We start from the raw sequence: 22,568 nt of genomic DNA on the forward strand, positions 1-22,568 counted from the left end.
GTATTGAATTAATTTTTTGTTATTCCTGTTCAGCACTAATCTGTAAGGTTTCGGAATATTGTTTCGGCGGAATACCCATAATCCGTTTGAATGTGGTCGAGAAATAGGATGGCCCAGCAAAGCCTACGCTTATAGCGGCCGAAATAACTGAGTCACCGCCTGCTAGTAGTGCTTTGGATTTGTCGATTCTGAATCGCGAGAGAAACTCGCTGAAGTTGTAGTCGAATAGCTCTGAAAGTTTTCGGTTTAAACTTCTGGGGCTCATTAGTAATAAATCAGCAGCTTTATCTCTAGTGAAATATTCATCTTTATAATTTTTTTCTAAAACAGAGATAAAGTTAAGGTAAAAAGCCATATCTTTTTCTGACGAAAGTTCTGGCAATAAAATACAGCTGTCTTCGCTTTTATTCATGTCTGACGACGAAAGATTGTTTGATGGAGTACGCTTCAATGCTACAAGATGCCTGACTCTTAGTATTAATTCTTCATCTGCGATAGGCTTAGTAAGCAAACAGTCGACATTCGCCTGCAATGCCCTTTCTTTCGATTCATCATCTACTTTTGCCGTTAAAACGATAATAGGTAAATATCGTAAAGCATCGGTATCACGCAATTTTTCCACAAAGTTCAGCCCACCCATAACCGGCATCATAAGGTCGGTTATAACTAGGTTAACTTGGTGAATCTGTAAAATATCTAGAGCCTGCTTGCCGTCTCTAGCCACAAGGCATTTATAGGTTGAAGAGAATAATTTAAAAAGATGATTACGAAGTTGGCGGCTATCATCCACTAACAAGATAGCTGGCTTGTCTTCCCAGTTACTATCAATACTTTCATCTACGTTTTGACTATTTAAAAGCTGTATATCATCTATGGGGAAAGTCACAATAAACTTGGTACCTTTGCCCAGCGAACTGTCGACAGATATTTCGCCCTGATTCATAGCCACCAACTCTTTAACTAAAGACAAACCAATTCCCTCGCCTGCTGCTTCGGGAGATGGATCTATTCTTTTGTAACGCTTGAAAATTTCTTGATGGTTAGATTCGTCAATACCTTTCCCATTATCTTTAACGCTCAATGTTAGATTATCGTCATCAAAAACGGCCGAGAATTTAATTACTCCATTGTTTTCGGTAAATTTAACCGCATTAGTAATGAGGTTCCCAATAATCGACTCTAAGCTACCTTTTAAAAGTGAAATAGTGCCTGTGCCTCGTGTACTTACATCGAGTACTTGGCGCTTTGTTTTCACTAATGAGTCTAAACTTGAAGCTATAATTTTAATATCATCTACAGAGTACAACCTAAAGTTTTCAAGCGTTGAAGTACCCAGTTTGTCTACCGTGTTCACTTGATCTAATAAGTTTTCCATTCTTTGAACATTGTGGACTAACGCGGTGATATTGAGCTTTTCTTCCTCTGAATCACTTTTCTTCGAATTACCTAACTCGCTCATAATGAGTTGCAGTGGCGTGCGAAGCTCGTGCGAGACATTACTGAAAAGCCGAATTTTGTTTTGTGCTAATGCTTCTATTTTATTCTTATGCTCAGCACCGTACCTACCTAATACCTTCTGTACTAGCGAGGTATTTATAACCGCTAAAGCCAATAATTTTAGATAGCCTTTTCGATATAAATAAACACACATAATCATAAGGGTGGCATATAGAAAGTAGGCGTAGTGACTTAAGTAGAACGGTGGATTTATTTTGAATTGCAGAGAATTAATAGGGTATTCAACATTACTATGGGGTGACTGTACCCGAGCTTGCAATTCAAAATTGCCATAGCCAATATCAGAAATAGCCAAATTCATACTTGATGCGTTGTGAGTTTGCCAATCTTCAATATACCCGAGTATTCTAAACTCTAGTTTATGTTTGTAGCTTTCAACGTAGCTATTGGATGCAACGCTGAAATTAAGTGTCTGATAGCCGCTACCGATAGTAAACGCAGAGTTAGAAAAAATAGGGTATGAGGAGTCTAGCTCACCCTTCTCATTGAGCCATTCGGCTTTGAGGAAAGAAATTTTTGGTGCAACGTTTGCCTCACTCAAACTTTTGATTATTACTTTCTCATTGATGCTATAAGCAAATCTATCTCCTTCGATAACGATAGTATCATTTAGTTCGTGAATTCCTCCGAAATCAAAGTCGACATCCCAAATACCATTCTCGCTATCTAGTTGATACAAGTTGTCGTCACTTGTATCATAAAGAAAGAGTCCAATATTTGTAGTAAACCAGAAATTTCCATTGCTACTTAAAAGCCCCGCTCGAACAAATCTAATATCGGGATTATCTAGTAATTTACTTTTTGAAATGTCACCAGTAGTGCTATCTATTTCACTGAGTCCACTGCCAGAGGAGCACACCAAATAAGTATCGTTGAATTCTATGATACAAGTGATTCTGCTCCAACCTGTCTCTGAGGGAGGCAACACCTTCCAATTAAACTTAGACAACTGAATATGTATGGAACTGTTCACGTCGTATCCCATTAGCTCGCCAGAAGACAAGACAATGGAGTTTTTGAGAAATGGGGGCGCATCAAATTCATCTAAAATTGAAGCTACATCAGCTAGATAATATTTCCATCCATCTTCCGTGTGGGCATATGCATAGTATTTATTATCACTTAACTTGATAATGTGATTGTAGGGGTTTGAGCAGAAATTTATTTCCCCTCTCTCTTTTAAATAAATTTCTTCAAATTTAATCTCGTAACTATCTAGGCATTTCGTGGCTTTGAAAGTGTGAGGAGTTAACGAGCCATTTTTAGTTTGCAACAAATAGCTATTACTAGCATCTTTTATAAATCCAACTCCCTCCCTTGTTGTACCTGCTGATCTAATATTTTTTTGGTAGAGGACTTCATTTAAACTCAGATAGTTAACTGCCTTTTGAGAATCTGACAACGCAATCAATCCCAACTGTGTTGATGCGAGAATCAACCCTCCGTTTCTTAACTTATTAATTGCTACTATCGAGTGTATCGCATCTGATGTGATAATTGGATTCATCCAATCAATCGCTGTAATAGTATCCCCAATAACTTTGTATAGCCCGCCCGCAGCAATCCAGATATTTTCCTCGTCAGCGATAAATATTTTGCTCAATGGCTTTCTTATTGTTAAAGCTGTATCAAAAGAATAGAAACTTTTCGTATTTTTTTGCTCATCTATTATGTAGATACCTTCAGGTCCGCCTACATATTGCTTGAAACCAAAATAGGAAATAGCAGTCAACTTTGATAATTTGGGATAATCTTGTGTCAAAGGGTTGAGCTTCACACTCTGACCAGTCAGATCTATCTCTATATGGTACCTTTCTGAAATCGCGTGTACTCTAGTTTGATTTGCAGACACTAATGAATAGGCTCCAGCCAAAGATCTAGATGAAATTTCATCTGCCCAATGTTGTATTTCTCTCGTTGTTCTATTAACAACGTATATACCGTTAATTAATGAGATTACTAAATAGTCAGGCGTTACAACTAAATTCCAAACACTCTTTAAGTCTGAGGAATCAGAAATAAACTGTTCTGATACTCCTGTCTTTAGATTGTATTTAAAAACACCAACGCCGAACTCACTAACCCAAAGATAGCCTTGCTCATAAGCCACATCTGAAATTATGCCTGTTTCTAAATTAGACTGGTTATAATTTACTTTTTGGGTCTCTTGTCCAACAATCTGAAAAACGCCATTTTCTGCGGCAAGGTATATAGCTTCATCAACAACCTCTATATCCCATATTACCCCTGCGGGAGTCCCCGCAAATACGCTACGCCCGTGGAAGCTTTCACTTCCGACTGATGCAAAAACATCGAAATCCAGTAACAAAACAATAACAATTGAGCCAAAAAACGAGCGATTGACCCATTTCATTTATATGTCCCTATATTCATATTCAATGCTCATAGTTATTTATTATTCTGTAATTGCTGAACTAGCAATACCGATAAAAATTAATACTATAAGAGTAAAACACTATGAATATCGAACAAAAAACAAACATTCAAGAGTTGAATGAGAAAGATTATACTAATGTCTATGGTGGAATTAGTTCTTTTGCGGCTTTTCCAGAGTTGGGTTATAAAATTGAACCAGAAAATCCAACCCCACCAGGCATAGGTCTAGACTCACTACACCAACAACCACTGCATACCGGCATTTTCGGCGGCTAATTGATCGTAAATAAAGTCACCCACATACAGGCAGTCTTCGGGTTGTAGCTGCCAGTGTTGGGCTATGTGTAATAATGCTGTGGGGTCGGGCTTGGCGGGTGCATCTTCTCGGGTAAGCACAAACTCAATGGGTATGCGGTTGTTGGCTATTTTAATGGCACTGGCTTCTCGGCAGTTGCGTGTAACAATAGCTATGGGCAAGTTATTCTCTAAAACCTTATCTACCATTTGCTTACCAAGGGGTAGCCATTTCGCGTTTTGTGCGTCGGTTAGTTCGTGTTGCAATATGGCGTGGTTGGCTTTCGCTTTTTCTTGTTCACACACCATATTGTCTATAAACGTAAGAATGTCTTCATCTTGCGGGCAGCCTATATCTTCTCTCATTTGCGAAAAGTTAAGGCTAGACTCAACCAAGGTGCCATCTAAATCAAAAATAACACCTTTAATACCGCTCAAATCCATTCTTCATACTCTTTAATTACGTTTAAGGTAGGCAAGGCTATTTGCCCTTGTGCTATAACATTGCCACAAGCTTGGCTGTGTTTCCGTTAACTTTTAGTTAGTTAACTTATTTTCTGAACTCGGAATCTTTAATATCTACTAACATACGCATTCACTTTCATTTAGCATAGCGGCTCTTTTTTCTAAGCTTCATATTTTATAGGTTACTAATGGGTGTATTCGCAGCACTAGGAACGGCACTTTGTTGGGCAATTGCCGCCCGTTTGTTTAGGGGCACAGGCAACGCGTTTTCTCCTCTTACCATGAATTTTTGGAAGGGCCTTATCTCTATTGCTATTTTGGCAGTCGTTATTGCGGTAGTGCAGCCAAATGCTTATGAAACCAACGCTGTACTTTGGCTGTTATTAAGCGGCTTTATTGGCATTGGTATTGGCGACACCTGCTTTTTTAAAGCCTTAAAATCGATTGGTGATAGCCAAGCGGTATTAGTGGCCGAAACCTTAGCGCCTTTATTTACTGCCCTTTTTGCTATGGCCTTTATTGGCGAATGGATAACCTGGCAACAATGGGTAGGTATTGCGGTAGTGTTATTGTCGGTCGATATGGTAATAAAAGCCCGTAAGCGAAATACTACTCATGTATTTGCTACCTCTGGCTATATGTATGGCGTGGGGGCGGCATTATGCCAGGCCGTGGGCGCTGTGGTTAGCCGCGACATTCTAGGCAGTGGTGATATAGATGCCGCCAGTGCAGCCTTCTTGCGCTTAGTTGGCGGTATGATTTTTGTCGTGCCCTTAATTGTGATTACTCGCAGTAAATGGTTGCCGGTATTAGCAACCAATCAACGGGTTTGGCCTGCGTTTGTGCTTGCCACCTTATTAGGCACTACCGCCGCTATTTACCTTCAAATGTTTGCTTTTGCCTATGCGAAAGCTGCCGTGGTGCAAACCTTAATCGCCACCAGCGCGTTAATGTCGCTAGGCGTTGCTTGGGTTATGGGCGAAAAAGCCACGAAGGCCACGCTGATATGGTCGGTAATTGCGTTGGTGGGTGTGGGTATTTTGGTAAGCTTCGGTACGCCCTTGTAGTACAAGAAGGCGTTTCGCATTCAGTGTATAGCTAATGCTTTTTGGAGCCAGCGCCTTTACAGTCAGCGCTAGATGTAAACTGCGACTAGTGCCGCTAACCCTGTTTTATATCTTAAATTTACAAATCAAGGATAACGGAACTAGCGGCTTTTCGTTTAGCCTTACATCGTTTTAAAGCGAGTATAAACACCGTTAGTCCAACCAAACCCTAGCTGAACTTCGTACTCCCCGCCACTTGCCGTTTTGTCAGGCTCGCACACGTTATACTTTTCTAGCATTACGCCGGTTCGCGCAAAATGATCTTCAATGGTTTGCGTAAAGCGATTAATAATGTCGCTAGCTTCATCACTAAAACCATAATTTAACAACCCTTTCACCGCAAACCATTGCAGAGGTGCCCACCCATTGGGTGAATCCCATTGTTGAGTAGTGGTATTTGCTGTGGTCACTATTCCGCCGCGGGCTAACAAGTGAGCTTTAAGGGCAATATTAACCCCTTCGGCCTGCGCATTGGTGGCAAGCTCTACAAATAAAGGAACGGTTGCCGCCGCTGAAAGCACGGTAGTTTGCGTATTACTGGGGTAATGGTAATCGTAAAAACAGGCTTTATCTTCATTCCACAAATAGGTGTTTATTGCCTGTTTTCGGTTAACAGCGGCCTCACGGTATTTGCTGGCTTCGGTGCCAACCCGCGCCAATGTACTTTCAACAAAATACAGCAGTGCGTTCAAGTCAACAGGTACTATTTCAGTAGTACGAATACTAGACAGGGCGTTTTCATCGGCAAGCCAACGGGAACTGAAATCCCAACCTGATTCACATGCGGCTCTTATATGGCGGTAAAACTCTACTGATTTTGCGCCTACCAGCTCGGCCGTTTCAATGTCTTCTCTGTACGACTCTGGTCGAGGCGAGGCGTCGCTATCGTAGTACCGATTAAGTAAAGCACCACTAGGCATGCGTACTAGATGTTCACTTGCTTGCTTAGCGTCTTGCGTGTCGCTTATGCTTTGCGCACCATTCATCCAAAAAGCATATTCTTTTTCGATGCCTGCTATAGCCCTTTGACGCTGTGTTTCACTTAACTTTTCCTCTACTAACGAGAACATTAGCGCCAGCACGGGTGGCTGGCTTCGGGTGTAATAGTAGGCTCGATTTCCATTTGGAATACAGCCCACTTCATCTAATATGTCTAAGAAATTTTCCAACATGTTAATTACCATGTCAGCTTTTCCAGAATCAATTAACCCTAATGCGGTAAAATAACTATCCCAGTAATAAATTTCTCGAAATCTGCCGCCAGGTACTATGTATGGGCGCGATAGGCTAATTAGGCTATCTATATTTTCTGCATCTGGTGTACGGGTCAGTACATCCCACATATGTTGCACATAGTCTGGTACAGCACTGAATGTAAAATTTGTACTGCTTGCCACCATGTCTGGCATTTGGAAATGAGTGCCAACGAAAGAGGATAAACTAAAGTCTTCGTTACATTTTTGCAGCTCGTATTCATTTATTACGGTCTGCCAATCGCTTAATACAATGGCATCGGCAAAGGTCTTGCTGTCTTCAAACAACGCCGCGTTTTGCACATCTTTAAACAAATTGCTTTCAAAAAATGGCAGGCACTCACGCCAACCACTCGTAGTTAATGCCATGTTACGCGGTATCCTTTAACACTATTGAAGAGGTTGCTCGTTTAAAAAAGAACAGAGTGACAAGCAGTGCACCTATGGGAATAAGCGATAAGTAAAAGGCTTGTTGCCCGCCCATTGCTTCAAATACATATCCGGTAATAATAGAGCCAGTGGTACCGCCAAGGGCAGAGAACACCACGATCAGGCCTGTCATAGGGGCGTGTTGCACTTTGGGCAATGCACTTAACATTACAGAATTAATAACAGGGTAAATAGGCGCCATCATTAACCCAATGAGCGGAATAAGGTACGCCGCTATTGGTGCATCTACCCAGCTAGCAATAAGGTTCTCGTCTACCTTTTCAGCTAAAGGTAAGCTCAATAGCATCACCGCAGCCATGCCTACTAAACAGGCGTTCATGAAGGGATACCAACTTACTCTTGCTAGCACTACACCAGCCAATAAACGGCCAAGGGCAAGCGCTACGGCGAAAATACTGGTAATTTGAATACTCACTTGGGTAGGCAAACCTAACACTTCTCGGTTAAATGTAGGTAACCAAGAGCCTATGCCCTGTTCAATCAATACATACAGAAACACGGAAATAATAAAGATGAGCACTAAGGGTTTATAGGCAAGTTTAAGCATATCGATAAACGCCGTACCTACCCCAACTTCTTTGTTCACCTCTGGTTTTTGAATCGGCGCGGCTAGCACCAATAAAATCGTTACGGCAACTAGAGCGGCAATAAGGTAATACACGTTCAGCCATGAAAGAGACGCTTCATTAGTCGGGTCGATGAAGGCTGCAAATACCCAATATCCTGAAAGCACACCCAACATAAAAATACCTTCAATGGTATTCATTAGAGAGCTATGCGTTTTGGTGTTGGAAGAGAGTTGGCCAATAATGGCGTACACCGACACTTTTACTAACGCAAAGGCTGTGCCTATGCCTGCGAACAAGAGTTTTATAACCCAAAAGTTGCCAATACTAGGCGTAATAGCGCAAAGCGTAGCCACCAGAATAAGGCCGAATAGCATTGAAACCTTGTAGCCAATACGAGGAATAAAGCTAGCCACAAGAAAGGATACCAGCGCAATGGATAAGTCTTTAAACCCTTCTAGGGTGCTGGCTTCTGGTTTCGACACATCGAAACTGTTTATCGATTGCAAAATAACGGTGCCCACACTGTTTAGCAGTATGGCAAACACATAATAGCTTACGGCTATCGCAGCGATAATCAACAATCTGGACATGTGTAAACACTCTGTTAACTAAATTAAGCCGGAGTGTAGACGGATAAAAACAAAAATGCAAACGTTTGCATTGACTTGTTATTTGTTAAGTGGTGCTTATTTATGACCGCGTTAATCGTGTTTACTTGAACGACGAACCACCAATTGGGTATCTACCACATAACTAGCGGTTTCTTTGCCTTCAAATTGGAGAAGTAGTTGCTCTACCATGGCCGACGCGGCTTGTTGGGTGTTTTGACGCACGGTTGTTAACGCCGGATGCATAAGTTCAGCTAGCGAAATATCATCGTAGCCCACAATGCCTACATCGCTAGGAATACCCACGTAGCGCTCTTTCAACGCTTTAAGTGCACCAAGCGCTACCATGTCGCTTGAACACACGATACCGTCGAAATCTAAGCCGTTCGCTTTTACTCTTTGATTTATATACTCGTACGCCGCTTTTGAGGTTATATCGATAGTGCAAGTGCAGTCTTCACTCACTGGAATATTAGCGTCTTGATGCGCTTGCAAGTAGCCTCTATAACGCTCTTGCATCTCGGCATGCTCTGCATCACCTAAAAACAACACGCGTTTAGCGCCTTTTTGCAGCAAGTGGGTGGCGGCTTCAAAACCACCTTGATAATTATCACCACCGACTATGGGATAGCGAGCCTCGCTTTTTGGATCGCCCCACACCACAAGGGGTACACCAGCTTCAGCGGCGCGGTCAATTTTCTTAGTCGACTTCCCTTGCCCGATTACAATCATTCCATCAGCGCGCTGACTATGAATGAAGTAGTTGGCCCAGTCGTCAGACGCCATAAAGGAATTTGATAGCAATAACTCGTAGCCCTTGGCATTCAACGCTTGGTTCAGTTCACCAACCAGTTTCAGTAAAAAGGGGTCTGTGGTGCTTTGCTCGGTATGATCGATAAGGTTGAGAATTACCGCAATAACATGAGTTTTCTGCGTACGTAGCCTACTTGCAGCGGCATTTACACTGTAATTGTATTCTTTTGCCAATGCCTGCACTTTGTTTCGCGTTTCCTGCTTTATCAGCGGGTTATCTTTAAGCGCTCTAGATGCTGTAGAGGTTGAAACCCCTGCAAGCTTTGCCAGCTTTGCCAATGTTAATTTTGTTTCTGAACTCAAGTTATTTAGCTCTCTCTTTTTTCAAACTATACCTAGAAATACACAAAAAGCCTATGCTCTGCGTGCGATGGTATAAGTCTCTGAATCTCAGGTTATTTACTTCTACTCATCCCAACTCAGCACCAAACCACTTTGCAAACAAATGTTAACATGCTTATACAATTATTTTGCAATCGATTGTATTTTACTGTTGCAATCGTTTGCAAACGGATCTATTTTGTTGCTCATTCCCGAAGCGAGTGACAATTTTTTAACCTGTTTCACGCATTCGGTTAACAACGCCCAAAAATTATTTTCAGGAGCACACACCATGAAAACGTTGTTCACAAAAGGAATGCTAGCCACTGCAATTTCTTTAGCGTTAACCCAAACAGCCTTTGCACAAGAAGAAACAAAACAAGCTACTGCAGAAAATACTGAAGTTATTGTAGTAAGTGGAACGCCAGGCGGCGCAGGGATAAGAAAAATTGATGCAAGCTTCGCTGTTACGAATATTGATGCCAGCGACATTGAAAAACTAGCACCAAAATCTACTGCCGATTTATTCAAAGCCATACCAGGTGTTTGGGTAGAAAGCTCTGGCGGTGAGTCAGGCGCGAATGTATTTGTTCGAGGGTTCCCAGGTGGTGGTGATGCACCTTTCCTTACTATTTCACTGGAAGGTTCGCCTATTTACCCAGCTTCAACCTTATCGTTCTTAGAAAACTCTCAGATGTTTAGAATTGATGACACCATTGAAATGGTTGAAGGCTTACGGGGTGGTCCTAACCCGGTAGTGAGTAACGGCCAACCCGGTTTAACCACCAACTTTCGCTTAAAACGCGGCGGTGAAGATACTGAAGCCAGTGTGAAATACACAGTATCAGATTATGGTTTGAATCGCGTTGATCTTGTACTTAGCGGTGCACTAGCCGACGACCTTTACTACATGGTAGGCGGTTACGTAAAAAGCTCTGATGGTATTCGCGATGCTGGGTTTAGCTCTGAAGAGGGCAACCAATTCACTGTTAATCTAACCAAAATTTTTGATAAAGGTGAGCTAAACCTTTATACACGCCAAACTGACGATCATGGCACTTGGTATTTGCCTACGCCGTTAAACGTAGATGGCATTGATGCAAACTATACGCAAATAGGCCCGTTGAACCGTCAAGCCACCATCAACTTCGGTCCAGACAATGCTACCTCTGAGTCATTCGACTTTGGCGACGGTCGCGGCTGGGATGGTCATGTGAGTGGTGGTAGCTTAAAGCTTGAATTAGGCGGCGGCTGGCATTTAGTTGACCGATTCAACCTAACTAAAGGCGCAGCAAACACCTTTGGTTTAGTGCCAGATGGTTCAGCTATAACCGTGGCTGAAGTTGCTGATAACGGAGAAAGCGCAACGGGTGCAGTTACTGGAAACACCTACGATGGCGACACCCCTATTCAACAAATTGGCCGTTGGGTAGTACTGAAAGACGTTGAGTCTTTCACTAACGACTTAGCCGTATCTAAATCGTGGGACAACTTCGATACCTCTTTGGGTATTTATAGCGCAACCACCAAAGCAGAAGACTGGTGGAGCATTGGTAACCAAGCTTACTATGCATTAGTGCCTGGCGGCGAAATGCTAGACGGAATTGCATGTAATAGCAGTGCTGAAGGCTGTGGCTGGAGCTACGATATAAACTCGGTAGGCGATGCCAGCACATTTGCACTGTACGCCACCAGCAACTGGTACGCCACTGAAGACTTAAGCATCGACTTTGGGCTTCGCCGTGAGAACCATGAAGTAAGCTACTCAGTTGATGAAGGCTTAGATGGCGTAATAAATAAAGCCTTAGAGTATGACGAAAACAAAACCTCGTGGACGTTAGGGGCTAACTACGCGCTTAATGACTTTAGCGGCGTGTTCGTACGTATGAACCGTGGCTACAAAATGCCTTATTTCGATGACTTTCGTGATAACTGGGGAGCGTACACTGGCGGCAACGACTTAATTAAAGAAGTTACCCAAGGCGAGCTTGGCTATAAATACATGAATGACAATATTCAGTTTTTCGCTACGGCGTTTGCTAACGAAGTAAAAGGCGATACCTTTGTTCGCCTGCCAGGTGCACCAGCTGAAATTTTAACGAATGAAGCATACGGTATCGAGTTTGACGGAAAGTACAACCATGACTCAGGTTTCTCACTTAGCGTAAATGCAACGCTACAAGAAACCGAAATTACGGCTAGTGCAACCAATGAAGGTAATGAAGCGCAGCGTCAGCCTGGTTGGCAAGTACGTATGACCCCAAGCTACGGTTTCGACGTGGGCGATATGTATGCCACAGTATACGGTACTTTATCGGCCGTAGACGACCGCTTTGGCGATAACGAAAATACGGTAGTGTTAGAAGGGTATGAAAAAGTTGATGTGGGCATGACACTTGAGCCTACCGATGCTCTTCGCGTTCAATTGTCTATCGACAACCTAACAGACGAACAAGGCATTACCGAGGGCGATCCTAGAAACCCTGATTCACCTAACGGCCGCTACATTATGCCAAGAAGCATGAAGCTTAGCGTGTCTTACCTGTTCTTTTAATTAACAGACTATAAGCTACCAATCCAAAGCCGGTGATCATTTCATCGGCTTTTTTATTACCCCCTCTTTGAAGCGCCATATTTCGCCACCATAATATAGTTATTGTACTGGCTCTTTTGCTGGGCACTTTACCATAACGCTTTGCCATAACTTTTACCTTAACCTTTTACCTTATTGTTGAGACATTATATGAAACGGGTTTTCTTATTCCTTGTTACCAACTTAGCCGTAGTGTTAGTGCTAGGTATTGTGCTGAATATTGTGTTTGCTGCTTTTGGTATTGATAACCGCAGTATTACTGGGCTATTAGTTTTCTCTGCGGTATTTGGTTTTGGCGGTGCGCTTATTTCATTAGCCATGTCGAAATGGATTGCCAAACGAAGCACGGGTGCCCAGGTGATTGATAACCCCACCACCCCAACTGAACACTGGTTAATTAATATGGTATCTGCCCAAGCTAAAAAGGCGGGTATTGGCATGCCAGAGGTAGCAATTTACGACTCACCTGAAATAAACGCCTTTGCAACCGGTATGAATAAGAACAATGCCTTAGTTGCCGTAAGCAGTGGCTTATTAAATGGTATGAGCGAAGATGAAGCGGAAGCGGTGCTTGCCCACGAAGTATCTCACATTGCCAATGGCGACATGGTTACCCTTACGTTAATTCAAGGAGTAGTGAACACCTTTGTTATCTTCTTAGCACGGGTTATTGCAGGCGCTATTTCTAACGCCACCCGTGGCAACAATAGCGGAGGCGGCGCTTTAGGGGGCTTTGCTTATTACGGCATTGTGTTTGTACTTGAAATGCTGTTTGGTATTTTGGCTAGCATTATTGTGATGTGGTTTTCCCGTCAACGTGAATACCGGGCCGATGCAGGCTCAGCCAAATTAGCGGGCAGACAAAAAATGATAGCGGCGTTAACGCGCTTAAAATCGAACAGTGAAAGTCAGTTAGATGGCACCATGATGGCCTTTGGCATTTCGGGTAAGTCGGCATTTTCAGAATTATTTATGAGCCACCCGCCCCTAGATAAGCGTATAGATGTGCTTAGACGTCGCGCGAAAGCGCAATAATAAAGGGAGTTACTACTGTGCCACCACCTAAAGCGATTTTTTTCGATATTAACGAAACCTTGCTTGATATGGCAGAAATGAAGCATGGTTTAGCGCCATTACTCGGTGGCAATGAAGATTTAGTCGATTTGTGGTTCGCCAACCTTTTGCATCACTCGCTTGTCGATATAGCTTCTAACCAATTTCATGATTTTATCAACATTGGGGCAGCTGCCTTGGTGATGGTGGCGCATAGTAAAGGTTTTAGCGTATCTGAAGATGAAGCCCTCAACGCCATAAAGAGCCACGTTACCAAGCTTCCAGCGCATGATGATGTGAAGCCGACACTTTCAAAGCTTCAGTCATTAAACGTGCCGTTGGTGGCGCTATCCAACTCCTCTATTGAAGGGCTAAAAACGCAACTGGAATTTGCAGGTATCGTTGAGTGCTTTACCCATGTACTTAGTACAGAAAAAATTAAAACATATAAGCCTTACCCCGATGCGTATCGCTGGGCGTGCAAAGAAGTTGGCGTTGAGCCAAAAGATGCCATGATGGTAGCGGCACATGGGTGGGATGTGAGTGGTGCAAAGGCCATAGGTATGCAAACCACGTTTGTAAACAGACCTGGCAAAATGATGTATCCGTTGGGGCTTGCACCCGACTTGAACGTAGAAAGTTTAACTGGGCTTGAGCAAGAAATGAAAAAGGGCGCATAAAGCACCCTTGGTATATAAAGTGTAGCAGGCTTTAGTTATCAGTTTTAGCCACTAATTGTCTGCCTTTAAACCCGTAACTCGAACAGTTTGAACGCTTAGTTTCTAGCGCACCCAACTGGCGCTTTAACCAAGACTTTTGAATACCCGATTTCGCTGCATCCATTTCACCACTAACTCGTGAAATTTCTTTACCCACATTCACGCACGCTTTAGCGGTTGGCTGAAACCCGCCATTTGCTAAGGCTGCAGAAGAAATTACTAATGCGACTGATGCGATTATAGCTTGCTGTTTCATACGATTCCCCAACGGCCTGATATAGTTCAAGCTCATTTATTTAGATAGAGACAAGGCTATCCGATACCCTGATTGTGTTGAAACTATAGCAATTATGATCTTATTTTTAGGTGTTACGAATTATACCTAATGATAATAAATTGAGGTATACCGCAACGTCCCATGCCTTTTGTTTACCTCATCATGTATTCGTATTGCTCATGATTTTAGAGGTGTTGCTAATGTTTCTTATCTTGTTATCGACCTGGTGTGAGCTTTCACGAGAACCCTTCCTTAGTTGAGGTTACAGTAACAGCTTCCTGTAACAGCAATGTTATCGTGACAACAAATCCGCTTTATTAAAACATCAATTAAATCAGCTAACAAGCCAAGTGGAAAACTTAGCGACAACATAGATTAAACAAAATCTAATTAAAGCCGTGTACCCACGCCAATCGACTCTAACGTATCGAGTATAGCATCTGCTAGCGAAACTAGCGGTGTAACGTAGCTGGCCGCATTTAATTCTATTGCCACCTTGGGCATACCAAACACAACACAGCTTTTTTCATCTTGGCAGAAGGTAGTGGCGCCTTGTTGTTTCATTTGCAATAAACCGTTAGCGCCGTCACGTCCCATACCGGTTAGCAACACCCCTACAGCATTTGCCCCAGCATTAGCCGCTAGTGAATTAAAAAGCACGTCTACCGAAGGTTTGTGGCCCGATTCTCTTGGGGCATCAGATAAGGCAATACGATAATCTGCGCCACTGCGTTCAACAACCAAGTGCTTATCACCCGGCGCTAAATAAGCATGCCCCGGTAACAGACGCTCACCGCCTTTCGCTTCACTTACCTCTATTTCACACAGGCTGTTTAGCCTACGGGCGTAGGTTGTCGTAAAGCCCGGCGGCATATGCTGGGTAATAACAGTGGCTGGCGCGTTTTTAGGGAAATGCATGAGTACATCTTTAATCGCTTCTGTACCGCCAGTAGACGCGCCCATTCCTATCACTTTTTCGCTACCCGTGTAGCGCATAGCAGCATGTTGGGATGCGCGTGATTGGGTAGGTGCACTTAATGTGGAGTGTGCCGCCATTCTAATTTTTTCCGTTATTACCGAGCGATACTCTTCCATACCTTGCGCCACACCTAGCTTAGGTTTTGGTACAAAATCTACTGCACCTAGTTCTAACGAACGAAGTGTAGCATCAGCCCCTTTTTCCGTTAACGTAGACACCATAACAACCGGTGTAGGGCATGCTTTCATCATAACTTCTAAAAACCGTAAGCCATCTACCTTGGGCATTTCAATATCAAGGGTGATCACATTAGGCTTAAACTCTTGCACCATTTTTTTCGCTACAAATGCATCGGGTGCCGCACCAACCAAAAGCATGTCAGCTTCATTATTAATAATTTCAGATAATAACTGCCTGATAAGTGCAGAGTCATCTACCACGAGAACTTTGATGGGCATTGTCAGGCTCCGTTAGCGAGAAATCATCGGGATTGGCTTGCTGAGATAGCAGCACGCGGTGGCTAGATTCACGCTCATACAAACTGGTATTATTAAAATTTCTAATTCGCTTCATATATACATTACCTTCATCCGGCAGAAAGTATATTTTGCGGGCGTAGTCGGACATTAAGTCACTATTTAATAGTGGAATGTTTTCCCTAGTTAAATAGTTAACAACAAACTCAGCGTTAATTCTGCCAATATCTTGTTGCACAAACCCAGCAAGCACTTTGCCGCCGCCAAAAGCTTTAGCCACCAGCTTTTCCTTTCTTGCCCCTAGTGTGATGAGTTTTTCAATAAGCATATCCATAGCATGCACACCGTATTTAGATGCAAGGTTGCTGTCTAGCTCGCTGGCTAAATTCAATTCAGGCAACATAAAATGGTTCATGCCGCCAATCTTCTTTTCTGGGTCGTAAATACATGCGGCAACACAAGACCCTAAAATAGTGACTAACACCTTATTAGAAGCGGTGGCAACGTACTGCCCTGGTAATAATTTAACGGCTTCTTTTCGAAATCGGTTGTCGAAGTAACTGATAGGTTGTTCATCTTGGCTCATACTGCTAACCCCTTTTAATTTACTGGCCGGTAAATAGTTTTACCCATAGGCCGTACCAACTCAGGGTACATAGTGAAGTTTTCAGAATGACCGGCTACATACATTCCCTCAGGTGTCATTAACTTAACCATTCGGGATAGAATTTTGCGCTGGGTGTCTCGATCGAAGTAGATCATGACGTTTCGACAAAAAATAATATCTATTGGGCTTTCAATGTCCCATGTGGGCGACATCAGGTTTAGGGTTTCAAACTGCACCATACGCCTCAGTTCATCGGCCACACGCACTTTCCCTAACTGCGCGCCTTTGCCTTTGTAGAAAAACTGTTGCCGATAGTGAGGAGGTAATTGCTCAATCCCATTTGCACTGTAAATCCCTGCGGCGGCTTTTTGTAGCACACGGCTATCGATATCAGTGGCAACAATAGTCACCGGAGGAGTAAAAGTGCCAAATACCGATGCCACTGTCATCGCGATGGAATAAGGCTCCTCCCCTGTACTACTGGCCGAACACCAAATGCGTTTTATGTTGGGATGCTGCTTTAAGTACGTTGAAAGCGCTTCAAAATGATGAGGTTCTCTGAAAAAAGAGGTTAAATTTGTCGTCAGCGCATTAACAAAATGCTCTTGTTCTTGGTGGTTGTGGGCCACCATTTCCAAGTAGTCTTTGAAACGGGTTAATTTTAATATGCGCAAGCGCCGCGCTAAGCGGCTATACACCATGGCATCTTTAGAGTCGGCTAGGCGAATACCGGCACGCTCAAACAGTAGCCGCCTAACTCTATCGAAGTCTCGTCGACTGTAGGCAAATTCCCTTTGCGCCACTACTTCGTGTAACTCGGTCATACACTAAAAGGCCTCCCATTCTGCTTCATCCGGCGACATTGGGTTTAACGATACTCTTGGCTTAGAAGGCCCCGGCCCCGATATCGCTCTTGGAGAGGATGTAGGAAACGATGCCATGCTATTCGATGACGTTGAGGCTGAACTAAAGCTCTGTTGTTCCACTTTAAATACAGCTACCCGCTGTGCTAATTGCCCAGACTGCTGCCTCATACTGTCTGCGGCGGCTGCCGCTTCCTCTACAAGTGCTGCATTTTGTTGGGTCATTTCATCCATTTGCACAACAGCGTTGTTGACCTCTTGAATACCGGTGGCTTGCTCGGAACTTGCTGCGGCAATTTCTGACATAATGTCGTTCACCCGCTTAATTGCCGTCACAATATCTGCCATGGTTTCACCAGACTTATTCACCAACACATTGCCGTTCGTAATCTTCTCTACCGAGGTTGAAATAAGGCCTTTAATATCTTTAGCCGCTTCTGCTGAGCGCTGGGCTAATGTGCGTACTTCCGATGCTACTACCGCAAATCCGCGGCCTTGCTCGCCAGCTCGCGCCGCTTCTACCGCGGCGTTTAGGGCTAATATGTTGGTTTGAAATGCAATGCCATCAATAACACCAATAATGTCAGAAATGCGCTGGGCCGAATCGTTGATTTCCCCCATGGTATGAACTACTTGTTCAATCACCTTTCCGCCTTCTGATGCCACATCAGATGCCTGACTAGCCAAACCTTTTGCTTGGTCGGCATTTTCCGCATTTAATTTTACCGTACCGGTAAGCTCTTCCATGGCCGATGCAGTTTCTTCCAGGCTAGATGCTTGCTGCTCGGTTCGACTGGATAAGTCGGCGTTTCCTGTCGCAATTTCATTAGAAGCTGTATCGATGGTTTCTACCGCATCGTGAATTTTGATAATGGTGTCGCGTAGTTCATCCACGAACTGGTTGATTGACTCACCAAGCACTTTAAAGTCGCCATCTAGTGGTTCTTCAATGTTATGCAGTAAATCACCTTCGGTAAGCTTAGACATCACGGCTTTAATACTGTCTACTGCTACCGTGCGCCCCGTAATGTCGGTAGCGTACTTCACTACCCTAAAGGGGTTGCCATTTTGATCGAGTATGGGATTGTACGAAGCCTGAATATAAACAGCATTACCTAGTTTACTAATACGCTTGTACTCGCCACTAGCATATACCCCTTTGCGCAATTGCTCCCAAAAGGCGGCGTATTCTGGGCTGTTTTTAAAAGCAGGTTCTACAAATATGCTGTGATGCTTTCCTTTCACTTCATCTAGGGTGTAACCAAGCGCCGATAAGAAATTACTGTTGGCATCTAAAATCACGCCATCTAAATCAAACTCGATAACCGCTTGAGATTTGCTTATGGCGATTAGTTGCCCTTCGAAGTAAGCGTTCTTAGCTTTTTCAGCGGTAATATCAGTGGCGAATTTCACCACCTTAAAAGGTTGCCCGTTGCTGTCTAAAATAGGGTTGTAAGAAGCTTGGATCCAAACGTCTTCGCCCTTGTTATTTACGCGGCAAAATTCTCCGCTGTGAGCTTCACCGCTTCGTAATACCGACCAAAAGTCTTTGTATTCTTGGCTACTGGCGTATTCTCGAGTAACAAACAGGCTGTGATGTTTGCCTTCAATTTCGCTTTCTGAGTAGCCCATGGCTGACAGAAAATTTTCATTCGCTTTAACAATATTGCCATCGGGAGAAAAAAGAATAACCGCTTGGCTTTGGTTAATGGCACTAACCATACCCGCGTGTTGATCTTCCTGTTCGTTATCACTCCATTGCACAACATACTGAGCGGGCTCTGAGCTTGACGCACTAAGCGGGGTAATATTGAGGGTAAACACACTCTCAGCCAATTGCGCATAAAGACTTTCTTCTCGGCACTGCAATATTTGATTCAGCAGTTGGGTATTACCTTTAATAACTGCCGATAAATTTTGCCCTTTTAAAGAAGCATGGCCGCCATGAGTGGAAACCGTAAAATCATCAGGGCATTGCTTCGCCAGCGCTAAAAAAGCAGGGTTGTGATATACAATATTACCCGCGCCATCAATTACCATAATGCTTGCGGTGCATGCATCGAGAATTTGCGTTTTGAGCTGCGCTTCGTGCTGTGCAGCTTTAAGCTCATCATTGTTGAGAAAGTTAAACACGCCCATAACCAGTTCATCCTAAATTTGCGAAATTTTTTACCGTTGCCGTCTTAGCTGTTACGCGTCTTCGTTAACGCTTTGGGGAGCAACTAAGCCCATTTCTTCACTGGTGATAAGGCTTTCAATATTCACCAGAATAACCATCTGACCATCTACATCTGCCAACCCGTGCAAGTATCGGCTATCAAAAGCCACACCAAATTCAGGTGGTGCTAGAATTTGGTCTTCCATTAACCGAATAACATCCGATACGCCATCGACCACAATACCTACAATGCGATCTTGTATATTGAGCATAATCACAATGGTAAATTCGGTATAAGTGGCTTCGCCAACGTTGAACTTAAGGCGCAAATCTACAATAGGCACAATGTCCCCTCGCAAATTGATTACCCCTTTGATAAACGCTGGCGCATTAGCAATTTTAGTGACTTGCTCGTAGCCACGAATTTCTTTTACCGTTTTGATATCTAAAGCGTAGTGCTCATCGGCAAGTACGAAACTTAGATATTCCTTGTCATCGCCCCCAATAACAGCCTGATGTAATGCGGTATCACTCATGCGAGCATGTCCTCCAATTGACTTGACGTATAAGTAGTTGCGATAGAGTCAGCATCGATAATAAGCGCAACTTTTCCGTCGCCCATAATAGTAGCGCCGGCAAGTCCAGCCACTTTTCGATAGTGAGCTTCTAGGCTCTTTATTACCACTTGTTGCTGGCCAACTAAGGCGTCTACAAGTACTCCAAAGCGTTTCTTACTGCTTTCAAGTAATACAACAATGGCTTCTGTGGGTTTACGGTTGGCGTTTTCTACGTCCATATAATCGTGAAGTGGAACAAGCGGCCAATATTGGTCACGTACATAAAGCACCGTATCGTTGCCTAGGGTTTTAAGTTGACTGGCAGTGGGCTGAAAAGACTCCACAATGTTGAGCAAAGGTATGACAAAAATCTGATTGCCAACTGACGCGCACATGCCATCAACAATAGCGAGGGTAAGCGGTAAATGTATGAAAAAGCCCGAGCCCTCGCCTAATGAAGACTCTATTTCAATCCGCCCACCAATGGCTTCAATATTCCGCCTTACTACATCCATACCCACACCACGGCCTGACACATCGGTTACCGCTTCGGCAGTTGAAAAACCGGCTTGAAAGATAAGCTGCCAGACTTCGCTATCTGGCATGTCATCATTAACAGTTAAACCATTGGAACGTGCTTTTTCCAAAATACGCGCCCTATTCAGCCCGCCGCCATCATCTATGATTTTAATAATAATACTGCCGCCTTTTTGCTCAGCGCCTAGAATGACGGTTCCCATTTCGGGCTTACCGGCGGCACGTCGCTTTTCGGGCAACTCAATACCGTGATCGATACTGTTTCTAACCAAATGCGTTAATGGGTCGACAAGCTTTTCAATCAGGCTTTTGTCAATTTCTGTATTCGCGCCTTGTAAAACTAAATCAACTTTTTTATCTAGCTTGCCAGCCAAATCACGAACTAGCCTAGGGAAGCGATTAAATGTAGCTGTTAGCGGTAACATTCTGACTGACATTACCGATTCTTGAATTTCACGAGTATTGCGCTGCAGCTCGTCTATCGCCACTTGCAAACGCTCACCTACTTGCCCATCTACTTCCTGTCCAATCATCGACAGCATAGATTGAGTGATAACGAGCTCGCCGACTAAATTAACCATAGAGTCGATTTTTTTGGTATCCACTCGAATGGAAGCGCTATCGCGACCAACACTTTTTTTATTCGTCTTAATAGGCGGCGCAGCATCACTCGCTTTTGGCGGTGACTTTTTCTTTAATGCAGATGTTTCACCTGTACCCTTTGCCGCAATAGGGTCTAGCACAAATAGTTTAGGTGAAACTACGGCTTCAGAATTGTCAGGCGTTGCCTTGTTTTCAGGCAGCTCTGTTGTATCGAAAAAGCCATAGCTGTTATCGCTGGCTGCTGGTGTAGAGACCTGCATTTCTGGTTCATCAAAAAAGCCGAAGCCGTCGTCTTCTGCGCTAGCGACTGCTTCGCTTGGCGTATCATCAAAGAACCCAAAACCATCATCACTTTGTGTGGACAACTCAACGTCGTTAATCTCGGTCTGTTGGCTAATGTTTGTGGTGAGGTCGGGCTCATCATCAAAAAAGCCAAAGGCGTCGCTGTTGTCATTTGAACTATCGCTGCTGTCAGCATCTGAACTGCCGTTGCTATTGTCAAAGCCGTTAGCGTTATCGACATCGTTAGAAGTATCAGCCGCGGCTGCACCTTGGGTTTCAGATAGCGCCCTTTCCAGCTTGGTAATACTGACGGCAATGGCTTGTTCTGGCACATCGACCTGATCGCGATAGGCAGATAACGTCGCTTTTAATACATCAAGGGTTTCTAGTAACAGGTTAACGATATTGGTGGTAACAGATATCTCTTGATTACGGGCTTTATCTAGCAGGTTTTCCATTACATGGGTAAGGTTCATTAGGGCATTGAAACCAAAAATGCCACTGCCCCCTTTTATAGAATGGGCCGCGCGGAAAATACTGTTGAGTTCTTCCGGGTCAGGCGAGTCTACATCAAGGCTAATTAGCAGTTGTTCCATGTCGTCGAGATGCTCATCGCTCTCGTCAAAAAACACGCCATGAAATTGCTCAATATCGATGCTCATTCTGAATCCTTCCAGGCCGGTATGATGTGAAGAGGATTAGCCCAAAACGCGCTTTGTCACATCTAGCAGCTTATTAGGATCGAAAGGCTTCACCATCCAACCTGTAGCACCCGCCGCTTTCCCTTTGGCTTTCATCTCTGGGCCTGCTTCTGTGGTAAGCATTACAATAGGCGTACGATTGAAACCGCTTAAACTACGTAAATTTTTGATGAGTGTTAAACCGTCCATGCGAGGCATATTTTGGTCAGTCAATACAAACCCAAATTGCTGAGACTTACATTTGTCTAATGCTTCTTGACCATCTTGTGCGGTAGTAACCGTGTAGCCAGCACCTTTTAAGGTCATCTCTACCATTTGACGAATTGATATAGAATCGTCGACTACTAAAATATGCTTGCTCATCCTTTC

19 protein-coding genes are annotated in these 22,568 nt (G+C 43.6%); 5 read left to right on the top strand and 14 right to left on the bottom strand.

Annotated elements, in window-relative coordinates; all coding sequences use genetic code 11:
* Window positions 1-19: 19 nt before the first annotated feature.
* Window positions 20-3,892, bottom strand: coding sequence for an ATP-binding protein (locus AAC006_RS06350; RefSeq protein ID WP_339348773.1), 3,873 nt, complete (start codon window positions 3,890-3,892; stop codon window positions 20-22).
* Between the two features lie 104 nt (window positions 3,893-3,996).
* Here AAC006_RS06350 and AAC006_RS06355 point away from each other — a divergent pair, with 104 nt between their 5' ends.
* Window positions 3,997-4,191 (top strand): hypothetical protein, encoded by a 195-nt coding sequence (locus tag AAC006_RS06355; protein WP_013785759.1) that lies wholly within the window; start codon window positions 3,997-3,999, stop codon window positions 4,189-4,191.
* Here the strand turns inward: AAC006_RS06355 and AAC006_RS06360 are convergent.
* The gene (locus AAC006_RS06360; protein ID WP_288389499.1) at window positions 4,150-4,653 is read right to left on the bottom strand and encodes an HAD-IA family hydrolase; all 504 of its coding nucleotides are present in this window, start codon (window positions 4,651-4,653) and stop codon (window positions 4,150-4,152) included. The two genes, AAC006_RS06355 and AAC006_RS06360, sit on opposite strands and share 42 nt — an antisense overlap.
* A gap of 209 nt (window positions 4,654-4,862) precedes the next feature.
* Here AAC006_RS06360 and AAC006_RS06365 point away from each other — a divergent pair, with 209 nt between their 5' ends.
* Window positions 4,863-5,741: a DMT family transporter gene (locus AAC006_RS06365; protein ID WP_339348774.1), complete on the top strand. Its 879-nt coding sequence runs from the start codon at window positions 4,863-4,865 to the stop codon at window positions 5,739-5,741.
* A 161-nt stretch (window positions 5,742-5,902) separates the two neighbouring features.
* Here AAC006_RS06365 and treF read toward each other — a convergent pair whose 3' ends face one another.
* From treF to AAC006_RS06380, 3 genes are all read right to left on the bottom strand, one after another.
* Window positions 5,903-7,402, bottom strand: coding sequence for an alpha,alpha-trehalase TreF (treF, locus tag AAC006_RS06370; RefSeq protein WP_339348775.1), 1,500 nt, complete (start codon window positions 7,400-7,402; stop codon window positions 5,903-5,905).
* Between the two features lies 1 nt (window position 7,403).
* The gene (locus AAC006_RS06375; RefSeq protein ID WP_339348776.1) at window positions 7,404-8,642 is read right to left on the bottom strand and encodes an MFS transporter; all 1,239 of its coding nucleotides are present in this window, start codon (window positions 8,640-8,642) and stop codon (window positions 7,404-7,406) included.
* A gap of 111 nt (window positions 8,643-8,753) precedes the next feature.
* Window positions 8,754-9,776 (bottom strand): LacI family DNA-binding transcriptional regulator, encoded by a 1,023-nt coding sequence (locus AAC006_RS06380; protein ID WP_013785764.1) that lies wholly within the window; start codon window positions 9,774-9,776, stop codon window positions 8,754-8,756.
* A 310-nt stretch (window positions 9,777-10,086) separates the two neighbouring features.
* On the opposite strand from AAC006_RS06380, the gene AAC006_RS06385 reads away from it, so the two are divergent.
* Window positions 10,087-12,348 (top strand): TonB-dependent receptor, encoded by a 2,262-nt coding sequence (locus AAC006_RS06385; protein ID WP_339348777.1) that lies wholly within the window; start codon window positions 10,087-10,089, stop codon window positions 12,346-12,348.
* Here the strand turns inward: AAC006_RS06385 and AAC006_RS06390 are convergent.
* Complete coding sequence (locus AAC006_RS06390; protein ID WP_339348778.1) at window positions 12,323-12,496, bottom strand: hypothetical protein; 174 nt, start codon at window positions 12,494-12,496, stop codon at window positions 12,323-12,325. The genes AAC006_RS06385 and AAC006_RS06390 overlap by 26 nt on opposite strands.
* 41 nt (window positions 12,497-12,537) lie before the next feature.
* Between AAC006_RS06390 and htpX the strand changes: the two genes are divergently transcribed.
* Entirely contained in the window at window positions 12,538-13,422 is an 885-nt protein-coding gene (gene htpX / locus AAC006_RS06395) for a protease HtpX (protein ID WP_339348779.1), read from the top strand.
* Between the two features lie 17 nt (window positions 13,423-13,439).
* Window positions 13,440-14,120, top strand: a complete 681-nt coding sequence (locus AAC006_RS06400; RefSeq protein WP_339348780.1) for a haloacid dehalogenase type II — start codon at window positions 13,440-13,442, stop codon at window positions 14,118-14,120.
* 31 nt (window positions 14,121-14,151) lie between these two features.
* Here the strand turns inward: AAC006_RS06400 and AAC006_RS06405 are convergent, their stop codons facing one another.
* The 8 genes from AAC006_RS06405 to AAC006_RS06440 form a co-directional block, all read right to left on the bottom strand.
* Window positions 14,152-14,415 (bottom strand): hypothetical protein, encoded by a 264-nt coding sequence (locus AAC006_RS06405; RefSeq protein ID WP_339348781.1) that lies wholly within the window; start codon window positions 14,413-14,415, stop codon window positions 14,152-14,154.
* A gap of 411 nt (window positions 14,416-14,826) precedes the next feature.
* Window positions 14,827-15,873: a chemotaxis response regulator protein-glutamate methylesterase gene (locus AAC006_RS06410; protein WP_339348782.1), complete on the bottom strand. Its 1,047-nt coding sequence runs from the start codon at window positions 15,871-15,873 to the stop codon at window positions 14,827-14,829.
* The gene (gene cheD / locus AAC006_RS06415) at window positions 15,845-16,477 is read right to left on the bottom strand and encodes a chemoreceptor glutamine deamidase CheD (protein ID WP_288389493.1); all 633 of its coding nucleotides are present in this window, start codon (window positions 16,475-16,477) and stop codon (window positions 15,845-15,847) included. Before cheD ends, AAC006_RS06410 begins: the two co-directional genes overlap by 29 nt.
* Window positions 16,478-16,491: 14 nt before the next feature.
* Complete coding sequence (locus AAC006_RS06420) at window positions 16,492-17,322, bottom strand: CheR family methyltransferase (RefSeq protein WP_339348783.1); 831 nt, start codon at window positions 17,320-17,322, stop codon at window positions 16,492-16,494.
* A 3-nt stretch (window positions 17,323-17,325) separates the two neighbouring features.
* On the bottom strand, window positions 17,326-19,500 hold the full coding sequence (locus AAC006_RS06425) for a methyl-accepting chemotaxis protein (RefSeq protein ID WP_339348784.1): 2,175 nt from the start codon (window positions 19,498-19,500) through the stop codon (window positions 17,326-17,328).
* Window positions 19,501-19,551: 51 nt separating this feature from the next.
* On the bottom strand, window positions 19,552-20,055 hold the full coding sequence (locus tag AAC006_RS06430) for a chemotaxis protein CheW (RefSeq protein ID WP_126872400.1): 504 nt from the start codon (window positions 20,053-20,055) through the stop codon (window positions 19,552-19,554).
* On the bottom strand, window positions 20,052-22,160 hold the full coding sequence (locus AAC006_RS06435; RefSeq protein WP_339348785.1) for a chemotaxis protein CheW: 2,109 nt from the start codon (window positions 22,158-22,160) through the stop codon (window positions 20,052-20,054). Before AAC006_RS06435 ends, AAC006_RS06430 begins: the two co-directional genes overlap by 4 nt.
* Before the next feature lie 36 nt (window positions 22,161-22,196).
* Window positions 22,197-22,562 (bottom strand): response regulator, encoded by a 366-nt coding sequence (locus tag AAC006_RS06440; protein WP_013785776.1) that lies wholly within the window; start codon window positions 22,560-22,562, stop codon window positions 22,197-22,199.
* Window positions 22,563-22,568: the final 6 nt, after the last annotated feature.

The sequence above is a fragment of the uncultured Alteromonas sp. genome (assembly GCF_963976965.1).
Taxonomy (GTDB): Bacteria; Pseudomonadota; Gammaproteobacteria; order Enterobacterales; family Alteromonadaceae; genus Alteromonas; species Alteromonas naphthalenivorans.

Bases quoted from the DNA above. Each gene is read 5' to 3' on its own strand.
- AAC006_RS06350 (WP_339348773.1), bottom strand. From the start codon at position 3,892: ATGAAATGGGTCAATCGCTCGTTTTTTGGCTCAATTGTTATTGTTTTG.
- AAC006_RS06355 (WP_013785759.1), top strand. From the start codon at position 3,997: ATGAATATCGAACAAAAAACAAACATTCAAGAGTTGAATGAGAAAGAT.
- AAC006_RS06360 (WP_288389499.1), bottom strand. From the start codon at position 4,653: ATGGATTTGAGCGGTATTAAAGGTGTTATTTTTGATTTAGATGGCACC.
- AAC006_RS06365 (WP_339348774.1), top strand. From the start codon at position 4,863: ATGGGTGTATTCGCAGCACTAGGAACGGCACTTTGTTGGGCAATTGCC.
- treF (WP_339348775.1), bottom strand. From the start codon at position 7,402: ATGGCATTAACTACGAGTGGTTGGCGTGAGTGCCTGCCATTTTTTGAA.
- AAC006_RS06375 (WP_339348776.1), bottom strand. From the start codon at position 8,642: ATGTCCAGATTGTTGATTATCGCTGCGATAGCCGTAAGCTATTATGTG.
- AAC006_RS06385 (WP_339348777.1), top strand. From the start codon at position 10,087: ATGAAAACGTTGTTCACAAAAGGAATGCTAGCCACTGCAATTTCTTTA.
- AAC006_RS06390 (WP_339348778.1), bottom strand. From the start codon at position 12,496: ATGGCAAAGCGTTATGGTAAAGTGCCCAGCAAAAGAGCCAGTACAATA.
- htpX (WP_339348779.1), top strand. From the start codon at position 12,538: ATGAAACGGGTTTTCTTATTCCTTGTTACCAACTTAGCCGTAGTGTTA.
- AAC006_RS06405 (WP_339348781.1), bottom strand. From the start codon at position 14,415: ATGAAACAGCAAGCTATAATCGCATCAGTCGCATTAGTAATTTCTTCT.
- AAC006_RS06410 (WP_339348782.1), bottom strand. From the start codon at position 15,873: ATGCCCATCAAAGTTCTCGTGGTAGATGACTCTGCACTTATCAGGCAG.
- cheD (WP_288389493.1), bottom strand. From the start codon at position 16,477: ATGAGCCAAGATGAACAACCTATCAGTTACTTCGACAACCGATTTCGA.
- AAC006_RS06420 (WP_339348783.1), bottom strand. From the start codon at position 17,322: ATGACCGAGTTACACGAAGTAGTGGCGCAAAGGGAATTTGCCTACAGT.
- AAC006_RS06425 (WP_339348784.1), bottom strand. From the start codon at position 19,500: ATGGGCGTGTTTAACTTTCTCAACAATGATGAGCTTAAAGCTGCACAG.
- AAC006_RS06430 (WP_126872400.1), bottom strand. From the start codon at position 20,055: ATGAGTGATACCGCATTACATCAGGCTGTTATTGGGGGCGATGACAAG.
- AAC006_RS06435 (WP_339348785.1), bottom strand. From the start codon at position 22,160: ATGAGCATCGATATTGAGCAATTTCATGGCGTGTTTTTTGACGAGAGC.
- AAC006_RS06440 (WP_013785776.1), bottom strand. From the start codon at position 22,562: ATGAGCAAGCATATTTTAGTAGTCGACGATTCTATATCAATTCGTCAA.